Origin of the sequence: Streptomyces sp. PU-14G (assembly GCF_041028275.1) — a bacterium.
In the GTDB taxonomy this organism is placed as follows: Bacteria; Actinomycetota; Actinomycetes; order Streptomycetales; family Streptomycetaceae; genus Streptomyces.
Window position 1 is genome coordinate 1 of record NZ_JASKYT010000100.1, and the last position, 20,246, is coordinate 20,246.

The 20,246-nt window shown below is 73.0% G+C and carries 19 protein-coding genes; 12 read left to right on the top strand and 7 right to left on the bottom strand.

Annotation, left to right across the window (positions count from 1 at the left end; all coding sequences use genetic code 11):
* Positions 1 to 68 precede the first annotated feature (68 nt).
* The 9 genes from AB8Z75_RS14445 (at position 69) to AB8Z75_RS14485 (ending at position 9,246) form a co-directional block, all read left to right on the top strand.
* Entirely contained in the window at positions 69 to 425 is a 357-nt protein-coding gene (locus AB8Z75_RS14445) for a DUF2620 domain-containing protein (RefSeq protein WP_369201916.1), read from the top strand.
* Between the two features lie 43 nt (positions 426 to 468).
* The gene (locus AB8Z75_RS14450) at positions 469 to 1,863 is read left to right on the top strand and encodes a YhfT family protein (protein WP_369201917.1); all 1,395 of its coding nucleotides are present in this window, start codon (positions 469 to 471) and stop codon (positions 1,861 to 1,863) included.
* Positions 1,864 to 1,894: 31 nt separating this feature from the next.
* Entirely contained in the window at positions 1,895 to 2,863 is a 969-nt protein-coding gene (locus AB8Z75_RS14455) for a phosphotriesterase (protein ID WP_369201918.1), read from the top strand.
* Between the two features lies 1 nt (position 2,864).
* Positions 2,865 to 4,166 carry an aminotransferase gene (locus AB8Z75_RS14460; protein ID WP_369201919.1) on the top strand — a complete coding sequence of 434 codons (1,302 nt, stop codon included), beginning with the start codon at positions 2,865 to 2,867 and terminating at the stop codon, positions 4,164 to 4,166.
* Between the two features lies 1 nt (position 4,167).
* Positions 4,168 to 5,331, top strand: a complete 1,164-nt coding sequence (locus tag AB8Z75_RS14465; protein WP_369201920.1) for an alanine racemase — start codon at positions 4,168 to 4,170, stop codon at positions 5,329 to 5,331.
* A 104-nt stretch (positions 5,332 to 5,435) separates the two neighbouring features.
* Positions 5,436 to 6,707 (top strand): phosphopentomutase, encoded by a 1,272-nt coding sequence (locus tag AB8Z75_RS14470; RefSeq protein WP_369201921.1) that lies wholly within the window; start codon positions 5,436 to 5,438, stop codon positions 6,705 to 6,707.
* Positions 6,708 to 7,164: 457 nt separating this feature from the next.
* On the top strand, positions 7,165 to 7,584 hold the full coding sequence (locus tag AB8Z75_RS14475; RefSeq protein ID WP_369201922.1) for a PPOX class F420-dependent oxidoreductase: 420 nt from the start codon (positions 7,165 to 7,167) through the stop codon (positions 7,582 to 7,584).
* A gap of 110 nt (positions 7,585 to 7,694) precedes the next feature.
* The gene (locus AB8Z75_RS14480) at positions 7,695 to 8,528 is read left to right on the top strand and encodes an aldo/keto reductase (RefSeq protein WP_369201932.1); all 834 of its coding nucleotides are present in this window, start codon (positions 7,695 to 7,697) and stop codon (positions 8,526 to 8,528) included.
* Between the two features lie 121 nt (positions 8,529 to 8,649).
* Positions 8,650 to 9,246 carry a DUF4291 domain-containing protein gene (locus tag AB8Z75_RS14485; protein WP_369201923.1) on the top strand — a complete coding sequence of 199 codons (597 nt, stop codon included), beginning with the start codon at positions 8,650 to 8,652 and terminating at the stop codon, positions 9,244 to 9,246.
* Positions 9,247 to 9,276: 30 nt separating this feature from the next.
* Here AB8Z75_RS14485 and AB8Z75_RS14490 read toward each other — a convergent pair whose 3' ends face one another.
* The 4 genes from AB8Z75_RS14490 to AB8Z75_RS14505 all read right to left on the bottom strand — a co-directional run bounded on the left by AB8Z75_RS14490 (position 9,277) and on the right by AB8Z75_RS14505 (position 14,244).
* Entirely contained in the window at positions 9,277 to 10,359 is a 1,083-nt protein-coding gene (locus AB8Z75_RS14490; RefSeq protein ID WP_369201924.1) for an MASE1 domain-containing protein, read from the bottom strand.
* Positions 10,356 to 11,228 carry a PP2C family protein-serine/threonine phosphatase gene (locus tag AB8Z75_RS14495; protein ID WP_369201925.1) on the bottom strand — a complete coding sequence of 291 codons (873 nt, stop codon included), beginning with the start codon at positions 11,226 to 11,228 and terminating at the stop codon, positions 10,356 to 10,358. Before AB8Z75_RS14495 ends, AB8Z75_RS14490 begins: the two co-directional genes overlap by 4 nt.
* Before the next feature lie 153 nt (positions 11,229 to 11,381).
* Positions 11,382 to 12,041, bottom strand: a complete 660-nt coding sequence (locus AB8Z75_RS14500; protein WP_369201926.1) for a fasciclin domain-containing protein — start codon at positions 12,039 to 12,041, stop codon at positions 11,382 to 11,384.
* A gap of 166 nt (positions 12,042 to 12,207) precedes the next feature.
* A complete protein-coding gene (locus AB8Z75_RS14505) occupies positions 12,208 to 14,244 on the bottom strand; it encodes a molybdopterin-dependent oxidoreductase (protein WP_369201927.1) in 2,037 nt (678 codons plus the stop codon).
* 259 nt (positions 14,245 to 14,503) lie between these two features.
* On the opposite strand from AB8Z75_RS14505, the gene AB8Z75_RS14510 reads away from it, so the two are divergent.
* Genes AB8Z75_RS14510 through AB8Z75_RS14520 form a run of 3 tightly spaced genes read left to right on the top strand, consistent with a single transcriptional unit; the run spans position 14,504 to position 17,984 of the window.
* Positions 14,504 to 15,820, top strand: coding sequence for an NAD(P)/FAD-dependent oxidoreductase (locus AB8Z75_RS14510; RefSeq protein ID WP_369201928.1), 1,317 nt, complete (start codon positions 14,504 to 14,506; stop codon positions 15,818 to 15,820).
* The gene (locus AB8Z75_RS14515) at positions 15,817 to 16,674 is read left to right on the top strand and encodes a DUF1365 domain-containing protein (RefSeq protein WP_369201929.1); all 858 of its coding nucleotides are present in this window, start codon (positions 15,817 to 15,819) and stop codon (positions 16,672 to 16,674) included. The genes AB8Z75_RS14510 and AB8Z75_RS14515 overlap by 4 nt, the downstream gene beginning before the upstream one ends.
* A gap of 2 nt (positions 16,675 to 16,676) precedes the next feature.
* Complete coding sequence (locus tag AB8Z75_RS14520; protein WP_369201930.1) at positions 16,677 to 17,984, top strand: class I SAM-dependent methyltransferase; 1,308 nt, start codon at positions 16,677 to 16,679, stop codon at positions 17,982 to 17,984.
* Positions 17,985 to 18,180: 196 nt separating this feature from the next.
* Here AB8Z75_RS14520 and AB8Z75_RS14525 read toward each other — a convergent pair whose 3' ends face one another.
* From AB8Z75_RS14525 to AB8Z75_RS14535, 3 genes are all read right to left on the bottom strand, one after another.
* Positions 18,181 to 18,549 (bottom strand): hypothetical protein, encoded by a 369-nt coding sequence (locus AB8Z75_RS14525; protein ID WP_369201931.1) that lies wholly within the window; start codon positions 18,547 to 18,549, stop codon positions 18,181 to 18,183.
* Between the two features lie 104 nt (positions 18,550 to 18,653).
* Positions 18,654 to 19,439, bottom strand: coding sequence for an anti-sigma factor (locus tag AB8Z75_RS14530; RefSeq protein ID WP_369201933.1), 786 nt, complete (start codon positions 19,437 to 19,439; stop codon positions 18,654 to 18,656).
* 2 nt (positions 19,440 to 19,441) lie between these two features.
* A complete protein-coding gene (locus AB8Z75_RS14535) occupies positions 19,442 to 20,026 on the bottom strand; it encodes a sigma-70 family RNA polymerase sigma factor (RefSeq protein WP_114021356.1) in 585 nt (194 codons plus the stop codon).
* Between the last annotated feature and the right edge of the window lie 220 nt (positions 20,027 to 20,246).

The window sequence follows — 20,246 nt, forward strand, 5'->3', positions numbered from 1 at the left end:
CCACCACCCCCCTTTCCATGCACGGCCCACCCCCTCGGGTCGCGCAGCACAGATGAGAGGCACCAGCCATGACGAAGATCCTCACCGGCGGAGTCGGCAAGACCGAGGTCGCGAACGCCATCAAGGAACTCGGCCTCGACGGCGTGGACGTCGTCGTCTCCAGCGACATGGACGCCGCGATGAAGCTCCGCGCCGGGCAGGCCGACTACTTCTTCGGCACCTGCCACACCGGCGCCGGCGCCTCCCTGGGCGTGCTCGTCGGTCTGATGGGGCAGCCCGCCTGCCACACCTTCGGCCGCTCCGTTCCCACCGAGGACGAGGTCGCCGCGCTGCTCGCCGAGGGCAAGAAAGTCTTCGGTTTCTCCATGGACCAGATCGGCACCGTCGTACCCCTGCTCGCCCGCGCCGTCGCCGCGCGCGGCTGAGCGGGACCGGTCGCAGACACCCCGGGCGTGAAGGAGCGACCCCGTGAGTGACCTCGCAAGCACGGTGGGCACCACCGGCACCCAACTGGCCGCAAGCGGCGGCCTGAACCTCTCGCTGCCCCAGCAGCTCACCGTCATCGTCCTGTGTGCGCTGACGGCGTTCATCTCGCACATGGCGCTGGCCGTCTTCAACGACGGCGTGCGCCCGTTCATGCTGGACTTCATCCAGGGCCGGACGACCCGCTCGGCCACCACGGCGGTCTCCTTCGGCCTCTCCGCCGGGTTCATCTTCGGACTCGGCGCGCCGATGGCGCTCTCCTCGGGCGTGCTCAACCCGTGGCTACTCTTCCTGCCCACCGACATCCTGGGCCTGCTGTCGCCCAAGAAGTGGCTCGCGCCGCTGCTGGGCGCCGGCTGGGGCGCCGTCGTCGTCTTCGGGCTCAACGGGGCCAACGAGGTGGCGCACGACCTGCCCGTGGACTTCCTGACCGCCATGCAGCAGATGTCCACCCCGATCCTCTTCCTCTTCACGCTCTTCCCGGTGCTGGCCATCACCAAGCAGTTCGGGCGCGTGTGGGGTGCGGTGGCAGGTGTCGTCGAACTGGTCCTCGTGGTCGCGACGATGAAGCTGTGGCCGGACATGTTCGCCGGTGCGCTCGCCATGGCCGTCGGCGTGCTGCTGCTGATCGGCCTCGCCGTCCGGCGGGACCTGGTACAGCGCAAGGCCGACCGCGCGGCCGAGGCGGCACGGGGAGAGGCCGCCACAGGCCAGGACGCCGCCCAGGCGGCGGAAGACGACCCGATGGCCTCCCTGTTCAGCGCGAGCGCGACGCGGCTGCGCCGCTACCTGCCGCTGTTCATGCTGCTGGGCGCGGGAGTCTGCCTGCTGGCCCAGATGCACATATTCGGCGGCGGCGAGGCCACCAGCTTCCTCATCGCCAAGGGCCACATCTCCGAGGCGGCACAGGTCGACTTCTACCGCGTCTTCGGCTTCATCCCGCTGATCGCGACGACGGCGCTGGCGTCGGGCGCATACGGCATCGCAGGTTTCACGCTCGTCTACCCGATCGGCTACCTGATGCCGAACCCGGTGCTGGCGGTCATCGTCGGCGCCGCGGTCTTCGCGATCGAGGTCCTGGCGCTGTCCTACATCGGCAAGGTCCTCGGCAAGCTGCCCAGCGTCCGCGACTCCTCCGAGCACCTGCGCAACGCCATCACCGACAGCCTCCATCTCGCCATCCTCTTCGGCTCCCTGATGGCGGCCAACGCGATGGGCGCCGGCCTGGGCATCCTCATCGTGGGCGGGCTCTACCTGCTCAACGAGGCGATGGGCCGCCCCGTGGTGAGGATGGCGGCGGCACCCGCCGCGGTGATCGTCGGCGGCATCCTGCTCAACATCCTCTACTGGCTCGACCTGTTCACCCCCGTCAAGGGGTGAGGGGCGCGCCGTCACCAGGAAGTCCCGCACCATGACCACCATCCCGCACACCTCCGAGGGCCTGCTGCGGACCGTCACAGGGCCGCTCGCCGCCGCGTCGCTGACGGGCCCCGTCCTCGCCCACGAGCACCTGGTCCTCGATCTGGACCGCACGGGAGACGCCGCCGCGGTCCTCGACGCGCGGCGGCACGGCCCGGCCGTCAGCCAGGAGCTGGCGGCGCTGCGGCAGGACTTCGGTCTCTCCCTCGTCATCGAGCTGACCTGCCGGGGCATGGGCCGGGACCCGGACGCGCTGACGCGGATCGCCCGCGAGACCGGTGTCGCCGTCGTCGCCGCCACCGGGTGGTATTACGAGCCGTTCCACCCGCAGGCGGACCTGGCGGGCGCCTCCGTCGAGCAGCTGACCGGCACGCTCGTACGGGAGATCGAGCAGGGCATCGGTGCCACGGGCGTCCGGCCCGGGGTGCTCGGCGAGGTGGGCAGCCACGGCGACACCCCCAGCGAGCCGGAGGCCAGGTCGCTGCGGGCCGCCGCCCGCGCCGCTCTCGCCACCGGGCTGTCGGTGTCCACCCACGCCCAGCTGGGGCACGGCGGACTCGCCCAACTCGACCTGCTGACGGCGGAGGGCCTGGCCCCGCACCGGATCTGCGTCGGCCACCAGGACCTGCTGGACGACTCCGCCGTGCACCGCCGCCTGGCCGAGGCGGGTGCGTATGTGGCCTTCGACACCGTAGGAAAGGAGAGCTACCAGAGCGACCAGGTGCGGCTGCGTCTTCTCCTCGCACTGCTGGAGGCGGGCCACGCCGACCGGGTGCTGCTCAGCTGTGACATCTCGCGCCACGGCTACCTGCTGAGCGAAGGCGGAAAGGGCTACGGCCACCTCTTCCGCTCGTTCCTCCCCGCGCTCCGTACCGCGGGCGTCGACGAGGACCTGATCGACCTGATGACGCGGCGCAACCCGACGCGCTTCCTGACCGGCGCGAGCCCGGAGGAGGACTGACATGACACCAGCGGCAGCAGCACCCGTACCCGACGAGGGGCAGGGACCCTCGCCATCGGCGACCACACCGTCCGCACCCGCCACCACCGCGCCCCCGGCCCTTCCACGGACGTATCCGCTGGCCACCGTCCCCGTGGAGGACGCCGTCAGGCGCCAGTTCCGGCTGCTGGAGGCCACCGCGGCGCACTTCCAGGGGCAGGAGCTGTTCACCGCGGACGCCGGTGTGGTGCCCGGCCTCGGCCGGCCGCGGACGACGGCCCAGGTCGAGGCGGTCTTGGCCGACTACTTCGGTGCTCAGGACGCGGCACTGGTGCAGGGCGCGGGCACCGGAGCGATCCGCGCCGCCCTCAGCGCGGCCGTGAGCCCCGGCGAGCCACTGCTCATCCACCGCGCGCCGGTCTACCGCACCACGGCGGTGACACTGCGCGGCCTGGGCGTGGAGACGGCCGAGGTCGACTTCAACGACCCGGCGGCGCTGCGCGACGCGCTCGCCTCCGGCCGGTTCCGGTGGGCCTACGTCCAGCACACCCGGCAGCGCCTCGCCGACTCCTACGATCCCGGCGAGGTTCTGGCCGCGTGCGAGGGCGCGGGCGTACGCAGCCTCGTCGACGACAACTACGCGGCTTTCCGCGTGCCCGCCTGCGGCGTCGAACTGGGCGCGGACGCCTCCTGTTTCTCGCTGTTCAAGCTGCACGGCCCCGAGGGCGTCGGCGTGGTCGTCGGCGCCGGAGACCTGGTGGACGGGGTGCGCGCCGACAACTACTCGGGCGGTGGACAGGTGCAGGGCCATCAGGCCCTCGACGCACTGCGCGCGCTCACCCACGTGCCGGTGATGTGGGCGGTGCAGTCCCGCGTCGGTGCCGAGGTCGCCGAACGGCTCGCCGCCGGCGAGGTGCCAGGTGTCACCGATGTGCGCCTCGCCAACGCGCAGGACAGATGCCTCATCATCCAACTCGACGCGCCCGTGGCGAGGCGGCTGCCCGAGGTCGCCGCCCGGTTCGGTGCCGCGCCCTACCCGGTGGGCTCCAACTCCCGCTACGAGGTGGCGCCGCTCTTCTACCGCATGTCCAGCTCCAGCCTGGACGACGCACCGGAGCTGGCCGACTGGGCGATCCGCGTCAACCCGATGCGGGCGGGCGCCGACCTCGTCCTGTCCGTGCTGCGCCGAAGCCTGCAAGAGCTCCGCGCCCAGCCCGCCGCCGAAACCCCCGCGCGCTCCACACCGTCCACGCCCTCCACACCGTCGACGCCCTCCACACCGTCCACGCCCTCGAAGCCCGCCACGCACCGCGCAAAGGACTGACGTGTTCCTCGACAGCCTCCTCGCCCGCAACCCGGGGCTCGCCGACGTCGCGGCCGATCTGCACCGGCGCGGCGAGATCCCGCCCGACACCTACGTCATGGACCTGGACGCCATCGAGGAGAACGCCGCCCTCCTGGCGGCCGAGGCCGAACGGCTCGGCCTGTCCCTGTGGTTCGTCGTCAAGCAGTTCGGCCGCAACCCCGAGGTGATCCGCGCGGTCGCCCGTGCCATTCCCCGGTTCGCCGCCATCGACCAGGACGAGGCCCGTACCCTGCACGCGACGGGCGCCCGCGCCGGCAACCTGGGGCACCTCGTGCAGATCCCCCGGCGGGCACTGCCCGAGATGCTGGCCTGGCGACCCGAGGCCGTCACCGTCTACGACCTGGCCAACGCGCGCGCCGTCTCCGAGCAGGCCCAGCGCCTCGGCATGGTCCAAGACGTCCTCGTGCGGTTGGAAGGCGCGGCCGGATCCGTCTACCCGGGGCAGGAGGGCGGGGTACCGCTGGCGGCGCTCGACAAGTTCGCGGAGGACGCGGAGCGGCTGCCGGGCATCCGGCTTGCCGGGGTCACCGCGTTCCCCTGCGTCCTGTGCGATCCGGAAACCGGAGCACCGACGCCCACGCCCAACTTCGACCTCGCCCTCAGAGCGCGCGACCTGCTGGAAGCTCGCGGACACCAGGATCTCAAGCTGAGCGCCCCCAGCGCCACGTGTGCCGCCAGCCTGCCGCTGCTCGCGCGCCTGGGCGCCACCCACGGCGAGCCGGGGCACGCACTGACCGGCACCACCCCGCTGCACGCCCGCGACGCCACGCAACCGGAGCGGCCCGCCTACGTGTACGTCACCGAGGTCGCCCACACCCTGGCCGACGGCCGTCCGGCGGTGTTCGGCGGCGGCTTCTACGCACGCTCGCACATCAGCTCCGCCCTCCTGCCCCGCGCCGGACTGCGGCTGGCCGTCCAGGACGCGCCCGCCGAGAACATCGACTACTACCGCCTCCTGGCGGCCCCCGAGGCCGGAGCGGACGTGCGTGCGGGCGACACGGCGCTGCTGGCGTTCCGCACGCAGATCTTCGTCACCCGCTCCACGGTCGCGGTCGTCGCCGGGCTCTCGTCCGGAAAGCCGAGGCTGACCGGTCTCTACGACGCACGAGGGAAGGCACTGTGACCCGTACGGACTCGACGGACTCGACGGACTCGACCGGCTCGGCCGGCCGCGCCCGCCGCACTGCCGGCACCGCCGGCACTGCCGGCACTGCCGGCACTGCCGGCATGCACAGCACCGGCGTCAGCAGCACCAGCAGTACCGGCAGGCCCGGCCGCACCGTCATCGTCGTCATCGACGGCTTCGGAGTCGGTGCCATGCCGGACGCGGGCGTGCTGCGCCCGGGTGACGCAGCGGCCGACACCTGCGGGCACGTACTCGACCACGCGCGTGAGGCGTTCGGGCGGCCTCTGCGGTTGCCCGTGCTCGGCGCGCTCGGACTCGGCCTGGTCCACCCGCACCAGGACCTCGCCCGCCGCACCCACCTGCCCGTCGCGGCGGGCAGGGCAGCGCTCGGCTATCCGGGGGCCGACACGTTCGCCGGACACCAGACGATGATGGGCGCGGACTTCAGCCGGGTGACGGTCGCCCGGCTCGGCGAGCACCTGGAGGAGGTCACCGCGGCGCTGCGTGCGGCAGGCCACCGGGTCGAGCCGCTGGACGGCGGGCCGGTGCTGGTCGTCGACGGCGGCGTGCTCGTGCACGACAACCTCGAAGCGGACCCCGGCATCAACTGGAACGCCTCGGCGCGGCTGGACGACCTGGATTTCGACGGCATCCTCGCGGTCGCCCGCACCGTGCGTGCCGTCGCGCCCGTCGCCCGGGTCATCGCCGTGGGCGGCCACGCGGACGGCCCGCTCCCCGACTTCGTCCGCGTCGGCGACGGCGGAACCGTCGGCCTGGACACGCCGGCGAGCGGCTTCTACCGCAACGGCGGTCTCCAGGTGCGGCACCTGGGAGCGGAGCTCGACCACACCCGGCAGCTTCCCGAGCTGGCGGCCCGTGCCGGGATTCCGGTCACGCTGGTCGGCAAGGCCGCGGACATCCTGGCGTGCGAGGCCGCCGTACGGCGGCCGGCGGTGCCCACCGCCGACGTTCTCGCCCACACCCTGGATGCGGTCCGTGCGCCAGGGGAGGCGCTGATCGTCGCCAACGTGCAGGAGAGCGACCTGGCGGGACACCAGCGCGATCCTGAGCGGTACGCACGGATACTCGAACAGGTCGACGCGGGTCTTGCCGCGCTGGTGGCGCTGCTGGACGAGCCCGGGGACCGGCTCGTCGTCACCGGTGACCACGGCAACGACCCGACGATCGGCCACGCGTACCACACCCGTGAGTACGTACCGGTGCTCATCCACCGCCCCGGCGCCCCGGGCGTGGAGCTGCTCCCGGACGCCGGCAGTCTGGCCGACGTGGGCGCCACGGCCGCCGCCGCCCTCGGTCTCGACCCCGCAGCCCTGGCCAACGGCACCCGCATACCGGAACGTGGCATGGCCTGAGCCATGGGCCCGGCGCCCTGAGCCATGGGCCCGGCGCCCGGAGCCCTGAGCCCGGCGCCTTGGTCCGTGGGCCCGGCGCCCGGAGCCATGGGGCCTGAGCCCTGAGTCCGAGCCCTGAGCCCTGAGCCCTGAGCCATGGGCCCGAAGCCCGGAGTCCTGAGATTGCAGCCCGGGACTGGGGCCACGCCGGGACCAAGGCCAAGGCCGGGGCCAAGCCGGGGCCAAGGCCAAGGCCGGGGCCAAGGACGCGGCCGGGGCCGGGACCAGGCCGCTACCTCGCGCATCCGTGTCGTGGTGCACGCCGCGGCCAGCGCGGCGTGGCGGTGCCGCGCCCGTCCCCGCTGCGCGCCGGAGGGCGGGAGTGTGTGCCAGGCTGAGCACGCGTCCTGTGCGGCGCGGGCGAAGTGGGCACCCCGGGGCGCGGAACGAGAACCGTACACGCATCGAGGAGGACCACGTGTCGAAGCCACCACTGACCGACGCGGCAGTCGCCATGCTGTCCGAGCCCAACCCCTGCGTCATCACCACGCTGCGTTCCGACGGGCAGCCGGTGTCCACGGCGACCTGGTACCTGTGGGACGACGGCCGGGTGCTGGTCAACATGGACGAGGGGCGTAAACGGCTGTCCCACATGCGCAACGACCCGCGCGTGACGCTCACCGTCCTCGGCAAGGACGACTGGTACACCCACATCAGCCTCATCGGTCACGTCGAGGAGTTCCGGCCGGACGAGGGCCTCACCGACATCGACCGCCTCGCCCGGCACTACCTCGGCCAGCAGTACCCGGACCGCGAACGCCCCCGGGTCAGCGCCTGGATCGCGGTGGAGCGCTGGCACGGCTGGGGCTCGATGAAGGACAGCAGCCAGCCAGGCTGACGGCGTCCGGCCCGGCCGGCCGGCTGACGGGGCACCCCCGGCGGGCAGCCGTGGAGGGAAGCGGCGATCATGGGGGTACCCCTCAGCACCGTCGCACGGAAAGGACCACGATCCACGTGATACGTACAGTGACCCTTCCCTCCGGTGCGCGGGTCCCGGCCCTCGGGCAGGGCACCTGGCACATGGGGGACGACCCCTCCCGGCGCGCCGAGGAGCTGGACGCGCTGCGTACCGGTCTCGACCTGGGGATGACGCTCATCGACACGGCCGAGATGTACGGCAGCGGGGCCAGCGAGGAGTTGGTGGGCGAGGCGATCAAGGGGCGCAGGGACGAGGTGTTCCTCGTCAGCAAGGTGCTGCCGTCGAACGCCGACCGGCGCGGCACGGCCGAGGCCTGCCGGGCGAGTCTGCGCCGCCTGGGAACGGACCGCATCGACCTCTACCTGCTGCACTGGCGCGGTGGCGTCCCGCTGGCGGAGACGGTCGAGGCGTTGGAAGAACTGGTGCGCCAGGGCAGCATCGGCTCCTGGGGCGTGAGCAATCTGGACACCGACGACCTCGCCGACCTCCCACGGGGCGCGGTGCCCGACACCGACCAGATCCTCTACAACCTCACCCGGCGCGGCCCCGAGTACGCTCTGCTGCCCCGCTGCCGCGAGCTGTCCGTGCCCGTCATGGCCTACTCGCCGGTCGAGCAGGGGCGGCTGCTGGGGCACGAGGCGTTGCGCGCGGTCGCCGACGCGCACGGGGCGACACCCGCGCAGGTGGCGCTGGCCTGGGTGCTGCGCCATGAGGAGGTCATCGCGATTCCCAAGGCGTCCTCGCGCCGCCACGTCGAGGAGAACCGGGCGGCGGCCGACCTGGTCTTGGGCGAGGAGGACTTCGCCGCGCTGGACGAGGCGTTCCCCCCGCCGTCCCGGAAGCGTCCGCTGGAGATCCTGTGACGGGCGGTCCGCCGGAAGGCGGCGGGAGGACGGCCGAAGGCCGCGGAAGGCCGCGGGAGGCCCCGGCTCCCAGGGGCTAATTCGCTGGCACTCCGCGCCGTGACCGGAGATCGTGGACGCCGTGTCAGAGCAACCGACCCACCAGATACGGGCCGCTTACACGGCGTCCACCGTCACCGTCTACCAGGCGTACGCGCCGCGACTGGGCCTGCCTGCGGCCCGCGACGGGCGCTTCCCGGCCTCCTGGAAGCGCGACCGGATGACGTGGATCAAGCCGTCCTTTCTCTGGATGATGTACCGCTGCGGCTGGGCGGCGAAGAAGGAACAGGAGACGGTGCTCGCGCTCGAGATCACCCGCGAGGGTTTCGAGTGGGCGCTGCGCAACGCCTGCCTCTCGCACTACGACGCCCAGCGCCACGCCGACCGTGCGGAGTGGAAGCGGCAACTGCGGCGGTCCCCGGCCCGTGTCCAGTGGGACCCCGAACGGGATCTGCACCTGCGCCCGCTGCCGCACCGCTCCCTCCAGCTCGGGCTGGCCGGTGAGGCGGCGCGGCGGTACGCCGACGAGTGGATCGTCTCCCTCACGGACGTCACCCCGCTCGCCCACCGCGTCCACGCCGCCGTCCGCGACGGTGACCTGGCCGCCGCCCGCGGTCTCCTGCCGGCCGAGCGTCCGTATCCCGCGGGTGCGAAGCTCCTCGCCCACCTGGCCCCCTGACGCCCGTCGCCTCCTCGCTCCACCCGGCTGCTATCCGTGGCGCTGTCCCGTGCGACCGCCGGCGGGGAAGCTGCGGGGGCCGCGGCCCTTGGGGGCGAGCACGTCGACCATCTCTGCCAGGTCGTCGCAGGCCGCGGCGATCCGCCGCTGGGTGTTGCGCCTCTCCGCGGTGACCGCGGCCAGCAGCAGGGCCGTCAGCGCGGCGGAACCGTTGAGGGCCTGGAGGCTGATCATGCCTTCGATCAGGTCCTGGCGCGCGAAGATCCCGGCGCGGTCGGTGGCCGCCCACGTCGCGGAGACCGACAGGAGCGCCGTACACACCGCGGCGCCCGCCAGCTGGAACCGCAGCGCCGCCCACACGAGCAGCGGGTAGCAGAGAAAGAGGAGGCTGATGGTGCTGCGGGTCACCAGGAGGGCCAAACCCGCAGTCGCCACCGCCAGGGCCACCGCCTCGGCCACCTGCGCACCGTCGCGGGGGCCGTCCAGCTTGCGGAGTGCCAGCAGGAGCGGGGTGACGACGAGGACACCGACGGCGTCGCCGGCCCACCAGGCCGACCAGACGGGCCAGAAGCGCGACAGCGTCAGGCCGTCGCCGGCGACCGTCATCAGCGTGCCCACGGTGGCGCTCACCAGCATGCCGAGGAAGGCGCCCAGGAAGACCAGGCACACCGCGTCGCGGAACCGGTCCAGCTCGGTGCGGAACCCCGTGCGGCGCAGCAGGAGGCAGGACAGGAGCGGGGCGAGTGTGTTGCCGGCGATGAAGCCCACCGAGGTCAGACTGAGCGGGCCCATGCCGGTGACCACGAGCAGGGCGCCGAGCGTCACGCCGGGCCACACGCCCGCGCCGAAGACGAGCAGGCAGGCAACGGCGATGCCGGTCGGCGGCCAGAAAGGGGTGACGGTGGCTCCCTCGACCGCCACGTGCCGCAGCAGGCCGACGAGCCCGCCGAGGTAGTAGCCGAGGGCGATCAGGACGACGCGCAGCACGTAACCGGCGAGCAGCCGGACACGGATCCTGCCCGTGCCGCGCTCCGGGCGGGCTCGTCCGCCCGGAGCGGGGGAGGGGTCCGGCGCGCGGTCCGCCGTCGAGTGCGTGGGTGCCACGCCATTCATCTCACCCTCTCGGGCACCGCGTCGTCCGTCTGACACGCCTCAGGGCCGTCATGGCTGAGGACGAGGACGGCGGCGTCGTCGGTGTGTCCGGTCCGCCCGGTGACCTCCATGACCCGGTCGGCGAGCGTATCCGGGTCCTCGAAGACGCCGTCGCGCAGCACCTGGGCGACCGCCGCCAGGCCCTCCTCCAGGGGGAAGCGGGGGCCCTCGACCACTCCGTCGGTCAGGAGAGCGAGCGCTCCCGGCTGGGTGAAGCGGTACTCGGTGACCGCGTAGGTCTCACCCTCCATGACGGCCAGCGGCAGCCCGATCTCGTCCTGGGAGTGTTCCACGATGCCGCACACCCCGTCGGCCCGCGCCCATACCGCTCCGGTGTGCCCGGCGCGTGCGGTGCGGACGCTCCAGGTCCGCGTGTCGAAACAGAGGAAGAGGCAGGTGGCGAAGAGCGGGTTGTCCGTGGCGGCCAGCAGTTCGTTGGCCGTGGCCAGGATGTCGCCCGGATCGGTCGCGCCCATGGCGGCCACCGCGCGCAGGACGATGCGGACCTGGCCCATGTAGGCGGCGGCCTCGACATCGTGGCCCTGCACGTCGCCGACGGAGAAGGCGAGGGTGCCGTCGGACAGCCGGCAGCCGTCGTACCAGTCGCCGCCGATGTCGAGCCCGGTGCCCGCCGGTGCGTAGCGGGCGGCGACGCGCAGCCCGGGTGCGGTCGGCAGGGTGGCGGGCAGCATGCCCCGCTGCAGGGCCTCGGCCAGCTCGACCCGGGCCCGCTGTACCTCGATCTCCTCCCGCACCCTCGCGGTGAGCCGTCCGAGCTGCGAGAGCAGATCATCGGCGCTCGCCGGACGGGCATGACGGCGGCCACCCATGGCACGAGCGTAGACGCGGGCCGCTTCCGCCGCCCGGCGAGCGCGTGCGGTCGGCCGGATGCGGCCGTGCGAACTCCCCGTCGGGCCGGTCGCCCGACGGGGAGGGGCGCCGTGCCCGGATGGGGGGTCGGACTGCCCGGGCACGGCGGTGGGTCACTTCTTCGGGGGCATCAGCACCGTGTCGATGATGTGCACGGTGGCGTTCGCGGTCTTCACGTTGCCGCAGGCGACGTTCGCCGAGTCGTTGACCTTGTAGGCGTCACCGGAGCCCTTCGTGGTGAGCTCCTGCTTCTCCAGCGTCGGGTAGGTGCCGTCCGCCAGCTTCGCCTTGTCCAGCGGCTCGCCCACCACGTGGTAGGTCAGGACCTTCTTCAGCATCTCCTTGTCGCTCATGACCTTGTCCAGGTCGGCCTTCGGGATCTTCTTGAAGGCGTCGTTGGTCGGCGCGAACACGGTGATGTCCTTCGCGCTGTTGAGGGTGTCGACCAGTCCGGCCTTCTTCACCGCGTCGACGAGCGTCGACAGCTGCGGGTTGTTGGAGGCGGCGGTGGCGACCGGGTCCTGGGCCATGCCCTTGAAGCTGCCCTTGCCCGACTTCGGCACGGTCTTGCAGGCGTCGCCGAAGGTGTCCATGGCCATGTCCTGCTTGTTGTCCGTCTCCTTCGGCGAGCTCTCGCTCTGCTCGCTCTTCTTGTCGGACTTCTTGTCGGAACCGCCGTCGTCACCGCCGCACGCGGTCAGACCCAGCGGGAGGACGACGGCCGCGGTGGCGGCCAGCAGGACGCGACGGGCACGGGTGGTGGAGCTGGTCATTGCGATGTCTCCTAGACGTGACGGTTCTGACGGTCATGCCGCTTATGTCGGGCACGAGCTGAGCCATGGGGGCTACGGATAGTTCGGTGATCGGTGATCGGTGATCGGTGATCGGTGATCGGTGATCGGTGATCGGTGGTGGGGAGGCGGTTCGGTGGGCCGGTGGTCAGGTCACGTCGACCACCACCGAGTGCCGCCCGGTGGCGCCGTCGGGCACCGTGCCGACGCGGGCGGCGGTCTGGGTGCGTCCCGTCCTGTCGGTCGCGCGCACCTGGAGTTCGTGGGATCCCGGCGTCGCGTCCCACTCCCACACCCACTGGCGCCAGGTGTCGCGGGAGTCCTCCTCGGCGAGCCGCGCGGTGTGCCAGGGACCGTTGTCGACGCGGACCTCGACCCGGTCGATGCCGCGGTGCTGCGCCCAGGCGACCCCCGCGACCGCGACCTTGCCCGCCTTCAGGTCGGCGAGCGGCCCGGGTGTGTCGATGCGTGACTGGGTCTTGACCGGGGCCCGGCGTCCCCAGTCGCGCTTGACCCAGTACACGTCGAAGTCGTCGAACGAGGTCAGCTCCAGTTCGCGGAGCCACTTGCACGCCGAGACGTAGCCGTACAGCCCCGGGACCACCATGCGCACCGGGAAGCCGTGCTCGAAGGGGAGCGGCTCGCCGTTCATGCCCACGGCCAGCATCGCGTCACGGCCGTCCATGACGGTGTCCACCGGGCTGCCGAGCGTCATGCCGTCCTGTGAGCGGGCCACGAGCTGGTCGGCCGGTCCGCCCTTGGACGGTGGCCGCACGCCGGCTTCGCGCAGCAGCGGTGCCAGGGGGACCCCCAACCAGCGGGCGTTGCCGACGTACTCGCCGCCCACCTGGTTGGAGACGCAGGTGAGGGTGATGTCGCGCTCGACCAGACCCCGGTCGAGCAGCTGGTCGTAGTCCAGGGTCAGGGCGTTGCGCACGCCCTTGCCGTGGATGCGCAGCGACCAGTCGGCCGCTGACAGCTTCGGCACGCGCAACAGCGTGTCCACGCGGTAGAACCGGTTGTTCGACGTCACGAACCGGCTCAACCCGTCGATGTCCAGCTCCGCCCCGCGCGGCACGGGCGCGGCCCGGGAGACGGGGTCGGGCAGGGTGAGGTCGGCACGGGACGCGACCGCCTCGGCGCCGCTGCGGGAGTTGAGGCTTCGCCCGAGCAGCCCCGCTCCGGCGGCTCCCACGGTGGCGGCGCCCGCGCCCAGCACGAACCGGCGCCGGCCGCATCCCGACCCGTCCGGCCCCCTGCCCGGCAGCAGCCGCGGCTTGCCGGGGCGGGTGGAGGAGGCCGGGCTTCCACTCGTTGCCGGGCCCCCGCTCGTTAGCGGGCCGTCGCTCGTCACCGGGTCGTCGTCCGTCGGCGAGCCGCCGGCTGCCGACGAGTCCTCGGCTACCGGCCCGGCGTCGTCTTCCGGCCCGGCACCGTCTCGCGAACCCGTACCGTCTCCCGGCTCGGCGCTGTCTGTCGACGCGTCACCGGCTGAGGGGGTGACGCTCGCGGAGGAGGTGTCACCGGCCGAGGCGGAACGTCCGGCCGGCCGGGCCGTGGTGACGGCGGCGTCGGCGGAGCGCGACGTGCCGGCCGCTACGGGCTCAGCGACCGCGCCGGACGCGTACCCCGCCTCGGCCTCGTACCCCATGCCGGCCTCGTCCTCCGCGTCCGCCTCGTCCCGCGCGTCCGCGTCGTCCCGCGCGTCCCCCTCGTCCCGCGCGGCGACCGGCCTCAGCAGGCCCGTCAGCGCGTAGAGGACGGCGCTGCCCGCGACGGCTCCCACCACGGAGGGCAGCGCGTCCACGAGCGAGCCGTCGGGGCGGCCCGCGGCGGCCCAGCCGCCCACCGCGCCGAAGAGCAGGACGCCGGCCGAGCCGGTCGGCCGGTGGCGGACGGCGAGGACGCCGAGGACGACGGCGAAGAGGGCGAGGAGGACGACGATGCCCAGTTGGAGGACCAGCTTGTCGTTGGTGCCGAAGGTGCGGATCGCGAAGTCCTTGACCGGCGCGGGCACCCGGTCGATCACGGCGCCGCCCACAGCGGTGACGGGACCGGCCTCCGGGCGCACGGGCACGGACGCCAACTCCGCGACGGCCAGGGCGCCGAACCCGGCGATCACGCCGCTCAGCGCTCCCAGCGCGCCGGTCGCGGCGCCGCGGCGGGACTTCCTCTCGTTGCTCACATCCCGCATTCGGCTCAGCCCGCCCGGCGGATTGGTCGATCCCTCGATCGGATGACATTCGGCGGGACACGCGCCCTGGAGGTGGCGTCACGCGGGGGGCCTCTGTGCGTCCCGGCCAAGCCGCGAGGCCTGCGGCTCCGAATGCAGAGCGAAAAGGCACGCACCCCGGTCAGCGGCGCACGGCCGCGAACGGCCGCGAACGCAGAAGCCGACGTCGCGGCGGGCCATGAGGGGCGTGCTCCGCAGCGGGAGGAGCAGCATGACGCAACAGCGGCGCAGTACGGCCGTGGTGGGCAGTGGAGTCGCCGGGCTGACGGCGGCACACGTCCTGCGGCACACGGACGCGGTGTCGCTCTACGAGGCCGACGACCGTCTCGGCGGTCACGCGCACACCCATGACGTCGTCTCCGCCGACGGCCGCGTACTCCAGGTCGACTCGGGTTTCATCGTGCACAACCGCCGGACGTACCCGCTGTTGACACGGCTCTTCGGTGAGCTGGGTGTGACGACCCAGGAGTCCGAGATGAGCATGTCGGTGCGGTGCGAGGGCTGCGGCCTGGAATACGCGGGCGCCAAGGGGCCGCGCGGGCTGGTGCCGCGGGCCGGACACCTGCTGCGCGGCAGGTACCTGCGGATGCTCGCCCAGGTGCCCGTCTTCCACCGGCGTGCGCTGCGTCTGCTGGCTGGGGAGACCGGCGGAACGGCGGACGACCGGCAGCGCGACGACCGGCAGTGGGACGACCGGCACGCGGTGACGCTCGGAGCGTTCCTGCGCCGGGGCGGGTTCTCGCCGTATTTCGTGAGCCACTTCGTGACGCCGGTGATCTCGGCCGTCTGGTCGTGCGCACCCGACACCGCGCTGCGCTATCCGGCCCGCTACCTGTTCCACTTCCTCGACAACCACGGGATGCTCGGCGTCTCGGGCTCCCCGCCGTGGCGCACGGTGACCGGCGGCTCGCGCACGTACGTGGCACGCATCGGCAAGCAACTCGGTGCCGTCCACACCGCCACGCCCGTGCGCACGGTGCGCAGACACGCGGAAGGGGTCACGCTCGTCACCGAGGACGGCACGGCGCACGCCTACGACGCCGTCGTGCTGGCCACCCATCCCGACCAGGCGCTACGGCTGCTGGCGGAACCGACCGAGGCCGAGCGCGAGGTGCTGGGCGCCTTCCGCTACTCGCGCAACCCGGCGCTGCTGCACACCGATCCCGCCCCGCTGCCCCGCACACGCGGAGCCCGGGCGTCGTGGAACTATCTGATGCCCGACTGCCGTACCCCGGCCGGGCGGGTGCGGGTCAGCTACGACATGAACCGGCTCCAGCGGCTGGACGCCCCCGAGGAACACGTCGTCACCCTGGGCGCCCACGACCGGGTGGACCCGGAGCGGGTGCTCGCGCGCATGGTCTACGCGCACCCCGTCTACACGCCCGAGTCGGTGGCGGCACAGCGCAGGCTGCCCGAACTGAACCGCGGCAGCGTGGCGTTCGCCGGTGCCTACCACGGCTGGGGCTTCCACGAGGACGGCTGCCGCTCAGGAGTGGCGGCTGCCCGGACGCTGGGGGTGCGCTGGTGAGCCGGCGCGCGTCCTCGGACTGGCAGTGGTCCTTCCGGCGAGCCTTTGACGCGGGCCCTGCCTCCCCCTCGGGGGGAACGGCACGGCGGGACGGAGACGCTCACCCGGCTTCGGGCCGGCGCACACCCGCCCTCTACCGCTGCGTCATCGCGCACGCCCGCACCCGTCCGGTGCGGCACACCTTCCGCTTCCGTACCTACATGTGGCTGGTCGACGCGGACGAGCCGCCGCGGCTGCCGCGCCTGTTGCGGCCGCTGGCCCGGTTCGAGCCCCGCGACCACTTCGGCGGCACCGCACCGACCGTCCGCGCGGGGCTGGAGCGCTACCTGGCCGCACAGGGTGTGGATCTGGAGGGCGGCCGGGTGCTGATGCTGGCGCACGCCCGGGTGTTCGGACACGTCTTCAATCCGCTGACCCTCTACTGGTGCCATGGTGCGGCCGGGCAGTTGGTGTGCGTCGTCGCCGAGGTGCACAACACCTATGGGGAGCGCCACTGCTACCTGCTGCGCACCGACGCGGACGGGGTCGCGCGCACGGACAAGGAGTTCTACGTCTCACCGTTCTTCCCCGTCGACGGCGGATACCGCATGCGGCTTCCCCGGCCCGACACCCGGCTGCGGCTGACCGTCCAGCTCGAACGCGGGGGCCACCGGGCGCACGTCCCGTTCACCGCCTCCGTGCACGGCGAGCGCCGCCCGGCGACCGTGCGGGAGCTGCTGCGTGCGACCGCACGCCACCCCTGGCCCACGCTCGCCGTCACCGCGGGCATCCGTGCCCACGGCATCCGCTTGTGGCTGCGCGGGCTGCCCGTGCGCCCACGACCGCACCACCCTCGACAGAAAGGTCTGCACTGACCGTGCCCGCACCGCTGTCGGCGTCCTCACGGACGGCCGCCACCGACCGTTCCCGCTGGCCCGACGTGGCCGTTCTGCCACGCTCCTCCCGGCTGCGTACCGCCGTGACCGCCCGCCTCGTCGGCCGGGCCCTCGACGCTCTGCCCCTGCGGGTGCGACTCCCCGACGGGTCCAGCCTGGGGCAGGGCGGCCCGCTGCTCGAACTGCGTGACCCGGACGCCTTTCACCACCGCCTCGGCCGTAGCGGACTCATCGGGTTCGGCGAGTCCTATATGGCCGGCGAGTGGGAGGCGCCCGACCTGGTGGGCGTGCTGGCGGTCTTCGCCGAGCACGCCGACTCCCTCTTCCCCGCCTGGATGCAGAAGCTGCGCCACCTGTGGGCGCCACGGCATCCGGCCGAGCAGCGCAACACCACCAGGGGCGCCCGCGAGAACATCCACCGCCACTACGACCTGTCCAACGAGTTGTTCGCGCTCTTCCTCGACGAGACGCTGACCTATTCCTCCGCCGTCTTCCGCGGTTTCCCCGCCACCTGGGAGGCGCTGCCCGACGCCCAGCGGCGCAAGACCGACCTGCTGCTCGACCTGGCCGGCGTCGGCCCGGGGACCCGGATGCTGGAGATCGGCACCGGCTGGGGCGATCTGGCGATACGGGCCGCCCGGCGGGGGGCCGAGGTCGTCACGGTCACGCTCTCTTCGCAGCAGCTGGAGCTGGCCACGGCGCGGGTGCGCGAGGCGGGCTGCTCCGACCGGGTGACGCTGCTGCTGCGGGACTACCGGCAGGTGCGGGGGGAGTACGACGCGATCGTCAGTGTCGAGATGATCGAGGCGGTCGGTCACGAGTACTGGCCCGTCTACCTCGCGGCACTCGACCGGTTGCTGGCGCCCGGCGGAAAGGCCGCACTCCAGGCCATCACCATGTCCCACCACCGGATGCTGGCCACCCGGCACACCTACACGTGGATCCAGAAGTACATCTTCCCCGGCGGCCTGGTGCCCTCCCGGGAGGCGCTGCGGCGCCTGGCCGAAGAGGAGACGGCTCTGCGCCTCTGCCGCCACGAGGGCTTCGGAGCGCACTACGCCGAGACGCTGCGGCTGTGGCGCGAGCGGTTCGAAGAGCGGGCCGAGGACGTGCAGGACCTCGGGTTCGACGCCACGTTCCAGCGGATGTGGGCCCTGTATCTCGCCTACTCCGAGGCCGGCTTCCGCACCGGCTACCTGGACGTGGAGCAGCTGCTGTTCCTCAAGGAACCGGTGCGGAACGAGAAGCCGACGACCCGCATCCCCAACCCCGGAGGAGAGGCACGGTGACGGCGGCACCGACGACGGACAGGCCGCGGACGCCCCCGTACCGCACGGAGGCAGGACGGCGAACGGCCCCGTACCGCACGGGGCACGTCGGCGAACGGCCGTGACGTGCGGCTGTCACACCGGTGGCGTGATCACGTGGTGCCGGGGCGGACTGCCAACGGCAGCCCGCCCCGTCGCGCCCCGTCGCGCGCTCCGTTCAGCCGGAGCGCCGCCCGCACAGCGCGGCCAGCGACAGCGCGCCCCAGCCCACCGACACGGCCACCGCTTTGCCGCGGGTCCTCGCGGGCAGGGTGGTGCCCAGCAGCGCCGCGTCGCCGAGGTCGGCGGCGATGCGCACCCAGGCGGCCGTCCGCAGCGCCGCCCCTTCGGGGGCGAGCGCCAGCGCGATGCCACTGGCCGCGTCCCGCCAGGCCAGCGGGCGCAGCGAGGTGCGGGTGTGGGGCGCGGTGCGGCCCGCCTCGTCCACCAGCCCGGACGGCTTGGCCAGCAGTTGGGGTCTGGCGGTGACGGCGATCCCGTAGGCGGCCGTGGCGACTCCGACGGCTCGTAGCAGACCGACCCGCATCCTTGTCCTCCACTCCTTCGGCCGGCGGCCGACTCGGCGGGCCCGGCAGGTCGCGGCGCCGGGCCCGGCGTCCTTTTTCCGTACCCCGTTGGTTCCTGCCCGCGCTACGCCCGCTGGGCGGGGAAGTTCACCAGGACCACCGGTTCGGACGTCGGTTTCGTCGAGCCGCCGCTGGGCTCCACGGTGATGCCCATGCCCGAAGCGTCGCCCAGTGGGCCCTCCAGCAGCCAGGCGTCCTCGGAGGAGGCGTCCATCAGACCGGCCGAGCGCATCGTGCCGTGGTCGGCGTACCACAGTTGGTAGGTCTTGCCCTCGGGAGCCTGCGGCAGTCGCGAGGCGACGAACGCGGCACGGTCCTGGTCGCGGGAGACGACGACCGTGCCGCTGCCCCCGCCGGGGATGTCCTTGGCGGGAACGGTCCGCGCGTCCGGTGCCGAGAGCACCTCGGCCAACCGCGCGGCCCGGTTCTCGGCGCTCTGGCCGCTCTCCTGCGCCTGCTCGGCCCGCTGGTACTGCCATACGGCCACGCCGCCGAAGCCGGCCGCGACCGCGAGGCAGGCCGCCAGCGCGTAGGTGGGCCAGGTGCGTGCGGCGCGTCGCCGCTCACCGCGCGGGGCGTCCGTACCGGGGGTGTCGCCCGGCGGCTGCTGCCGCGGCGGGGGCTCCTGGCGGACCTCGCCGATCCGGTGCAGCACCTCGGTCCGCATCCGGGGCGGGGGCTGTTCGGCGAGGCCCAGTCCCACCCGGGCTGCGGTGGCCCGCAGCTCGGCGACCTCGACGCTGCAGGCCGCGCAGTCGCCCAGATGCCGCTCGAAGGCGGCCTCCTCGTCCGGCTGGAGCGCGTGCACCGCGTAGGCGCCGGTCAGCGTGTGCAGTTCCGTCGGCGTCATCGTCATGCCCCCACCCCCAGGCAGTCCCGCAGGCGGATCAGTCCGTCCCGCAGCCGTGTCTTGACCGTGCCCAGCGGTTGGGCGAGCAGTTCGGCGACCTCGCGGTAGGTCAGCCCCTTGTAGTAGGCGAGCGTCACGGACTGGCGCTGGATCTCGGTGAGCGTGCGCAGGCAGCGGCGCACCTGCTCGCGCTCCAGCCGGGCCTCGACCTGCTCGACGACGTGGTCGTAGTCGGGCGTGCGGTCCAGTCGTGCGGCGCGCTCCTCGCGGTCGCTGGCGGCCTGGGCCGAGCGGGCGCGGTCCACGGCACGGCGGTGGGCCAGAGTCATGATCCAGGTCATCGCGCTGCCCTTGTCCGGGTTGAAGTGCGTGGCCAGCCGCCACACCTCGACCAGGACCTCCTGGGTGACCTCCTCGGATTGGGAGGGGTCGCGAAGTACCGAGCGCACGAGGCCCAGGACGGGGCCTGCGACCCGGTCGTAGAGCTCCGCGAAGGCGTCCTGGTCGCCCTTGGCCGCCTGGGTCAGGAGCGCGTCGGGGTCGGACTGCGCCTCGGCGCGGCTGGAGATGCGGACCGGCTCCTTCACCGGATGTCACCCCCGGCCGCGACCGAGGGGCGGGGAATGGCGGCTGCTGTCATGCGCTCCTCCTGGAAGAACTGTCCACCTCGCATTCGTCGCCCGGCGCCGTACGGATGGGTCCGTGCGGGATTCCGAGGGCCAGGTCACCGTCCGTGCCGTGGGGGAGCACGGTACCGGCCCCTCCGACGGCCTCCGGCGGGGGCGGGCCGCTCCGCCCGCGCGGGGG

What these genes read in the sequence shown, in the direction of transcription:
- AB8Z75_RS14530 (WP_369201933.1), bottom strand. Translation starts at nt 19,439, where the DNA reads ATGACGCCGACGGAACTGCACACGCTGACCGGCGCCTACGCGGTGCAC.
- AB8Z75_RS14445 (WP_369201916.1), top strand. Translation starts at nt 69, where the DNA reads ATGACGAAGATCCTCACCGGCGGAGTCGGCAAGACCGAGGTCGCGAAC.
- AB8Z75_RS14510 (WP_369201928.1), top strand. Translation starts at nt 14,504, where the DNA reads ATGACGCAACAGCGGCGCAGTACGGCCGTGGTGGGCAGTGGAGTCGCC.
- AB8Z75_RS14460 (WP_369201919.1), top strand. Translation starts at nt 2,865, where the DNA reads ATGACACCAGCGGCAGCAGCACCCGTACCCGACGAGGGGCAGGGACCC.
- AB8Z75_RS14490 (WP_369201924.1), bottom strand. Translation starts at nt 10,359, where the DNA reads ATGAATGGCGTGGCACCCACGCACTCGACGGCGGACCGCGCGCCGGAC.
- AB8Z75_RS14455 (WP_369201918.1), top strand. Translation starts at nt 1,895, where the DNA reads ATGACCACCATCCCGCACACCTCCGAGGGCCTGCTGCGGACCGTCACA.
- AB8Z75_RS14500 (WP_369201926.1), bottom strand. Translation starts at nt 12,041, where the DNA reads ATGACCAGCTCCACCACCCGTGCCCGTCGCGTCCTGCTGGCCGCCACC.
- AB8Z75_RS14525 (WP_369201931.1), bottom strand. Translation starts at nt 18,549, where the DNA reads ATGCGGGTCGGTCTGCTACGAGCCGTCGGAGTCGCCACGGCCGCCTAC.
- AB8Z75_RS14470 (WP_369201921.1), top strand. Translation starts at nt 5,436, where the DNA reads ATGCACAGCACCGGCGTCAGCAGCACCAGCAGTACCGGCAGGCCCGGC.
- AB8Z75_RS14495 (WP_369201925.1), bottom strand. Translation starts at nt 11,228, where the DNA reads ATGGGTGGCCGCCGTCATGCCCGTCCGGCGAGCGCCGATGATCTGCTC.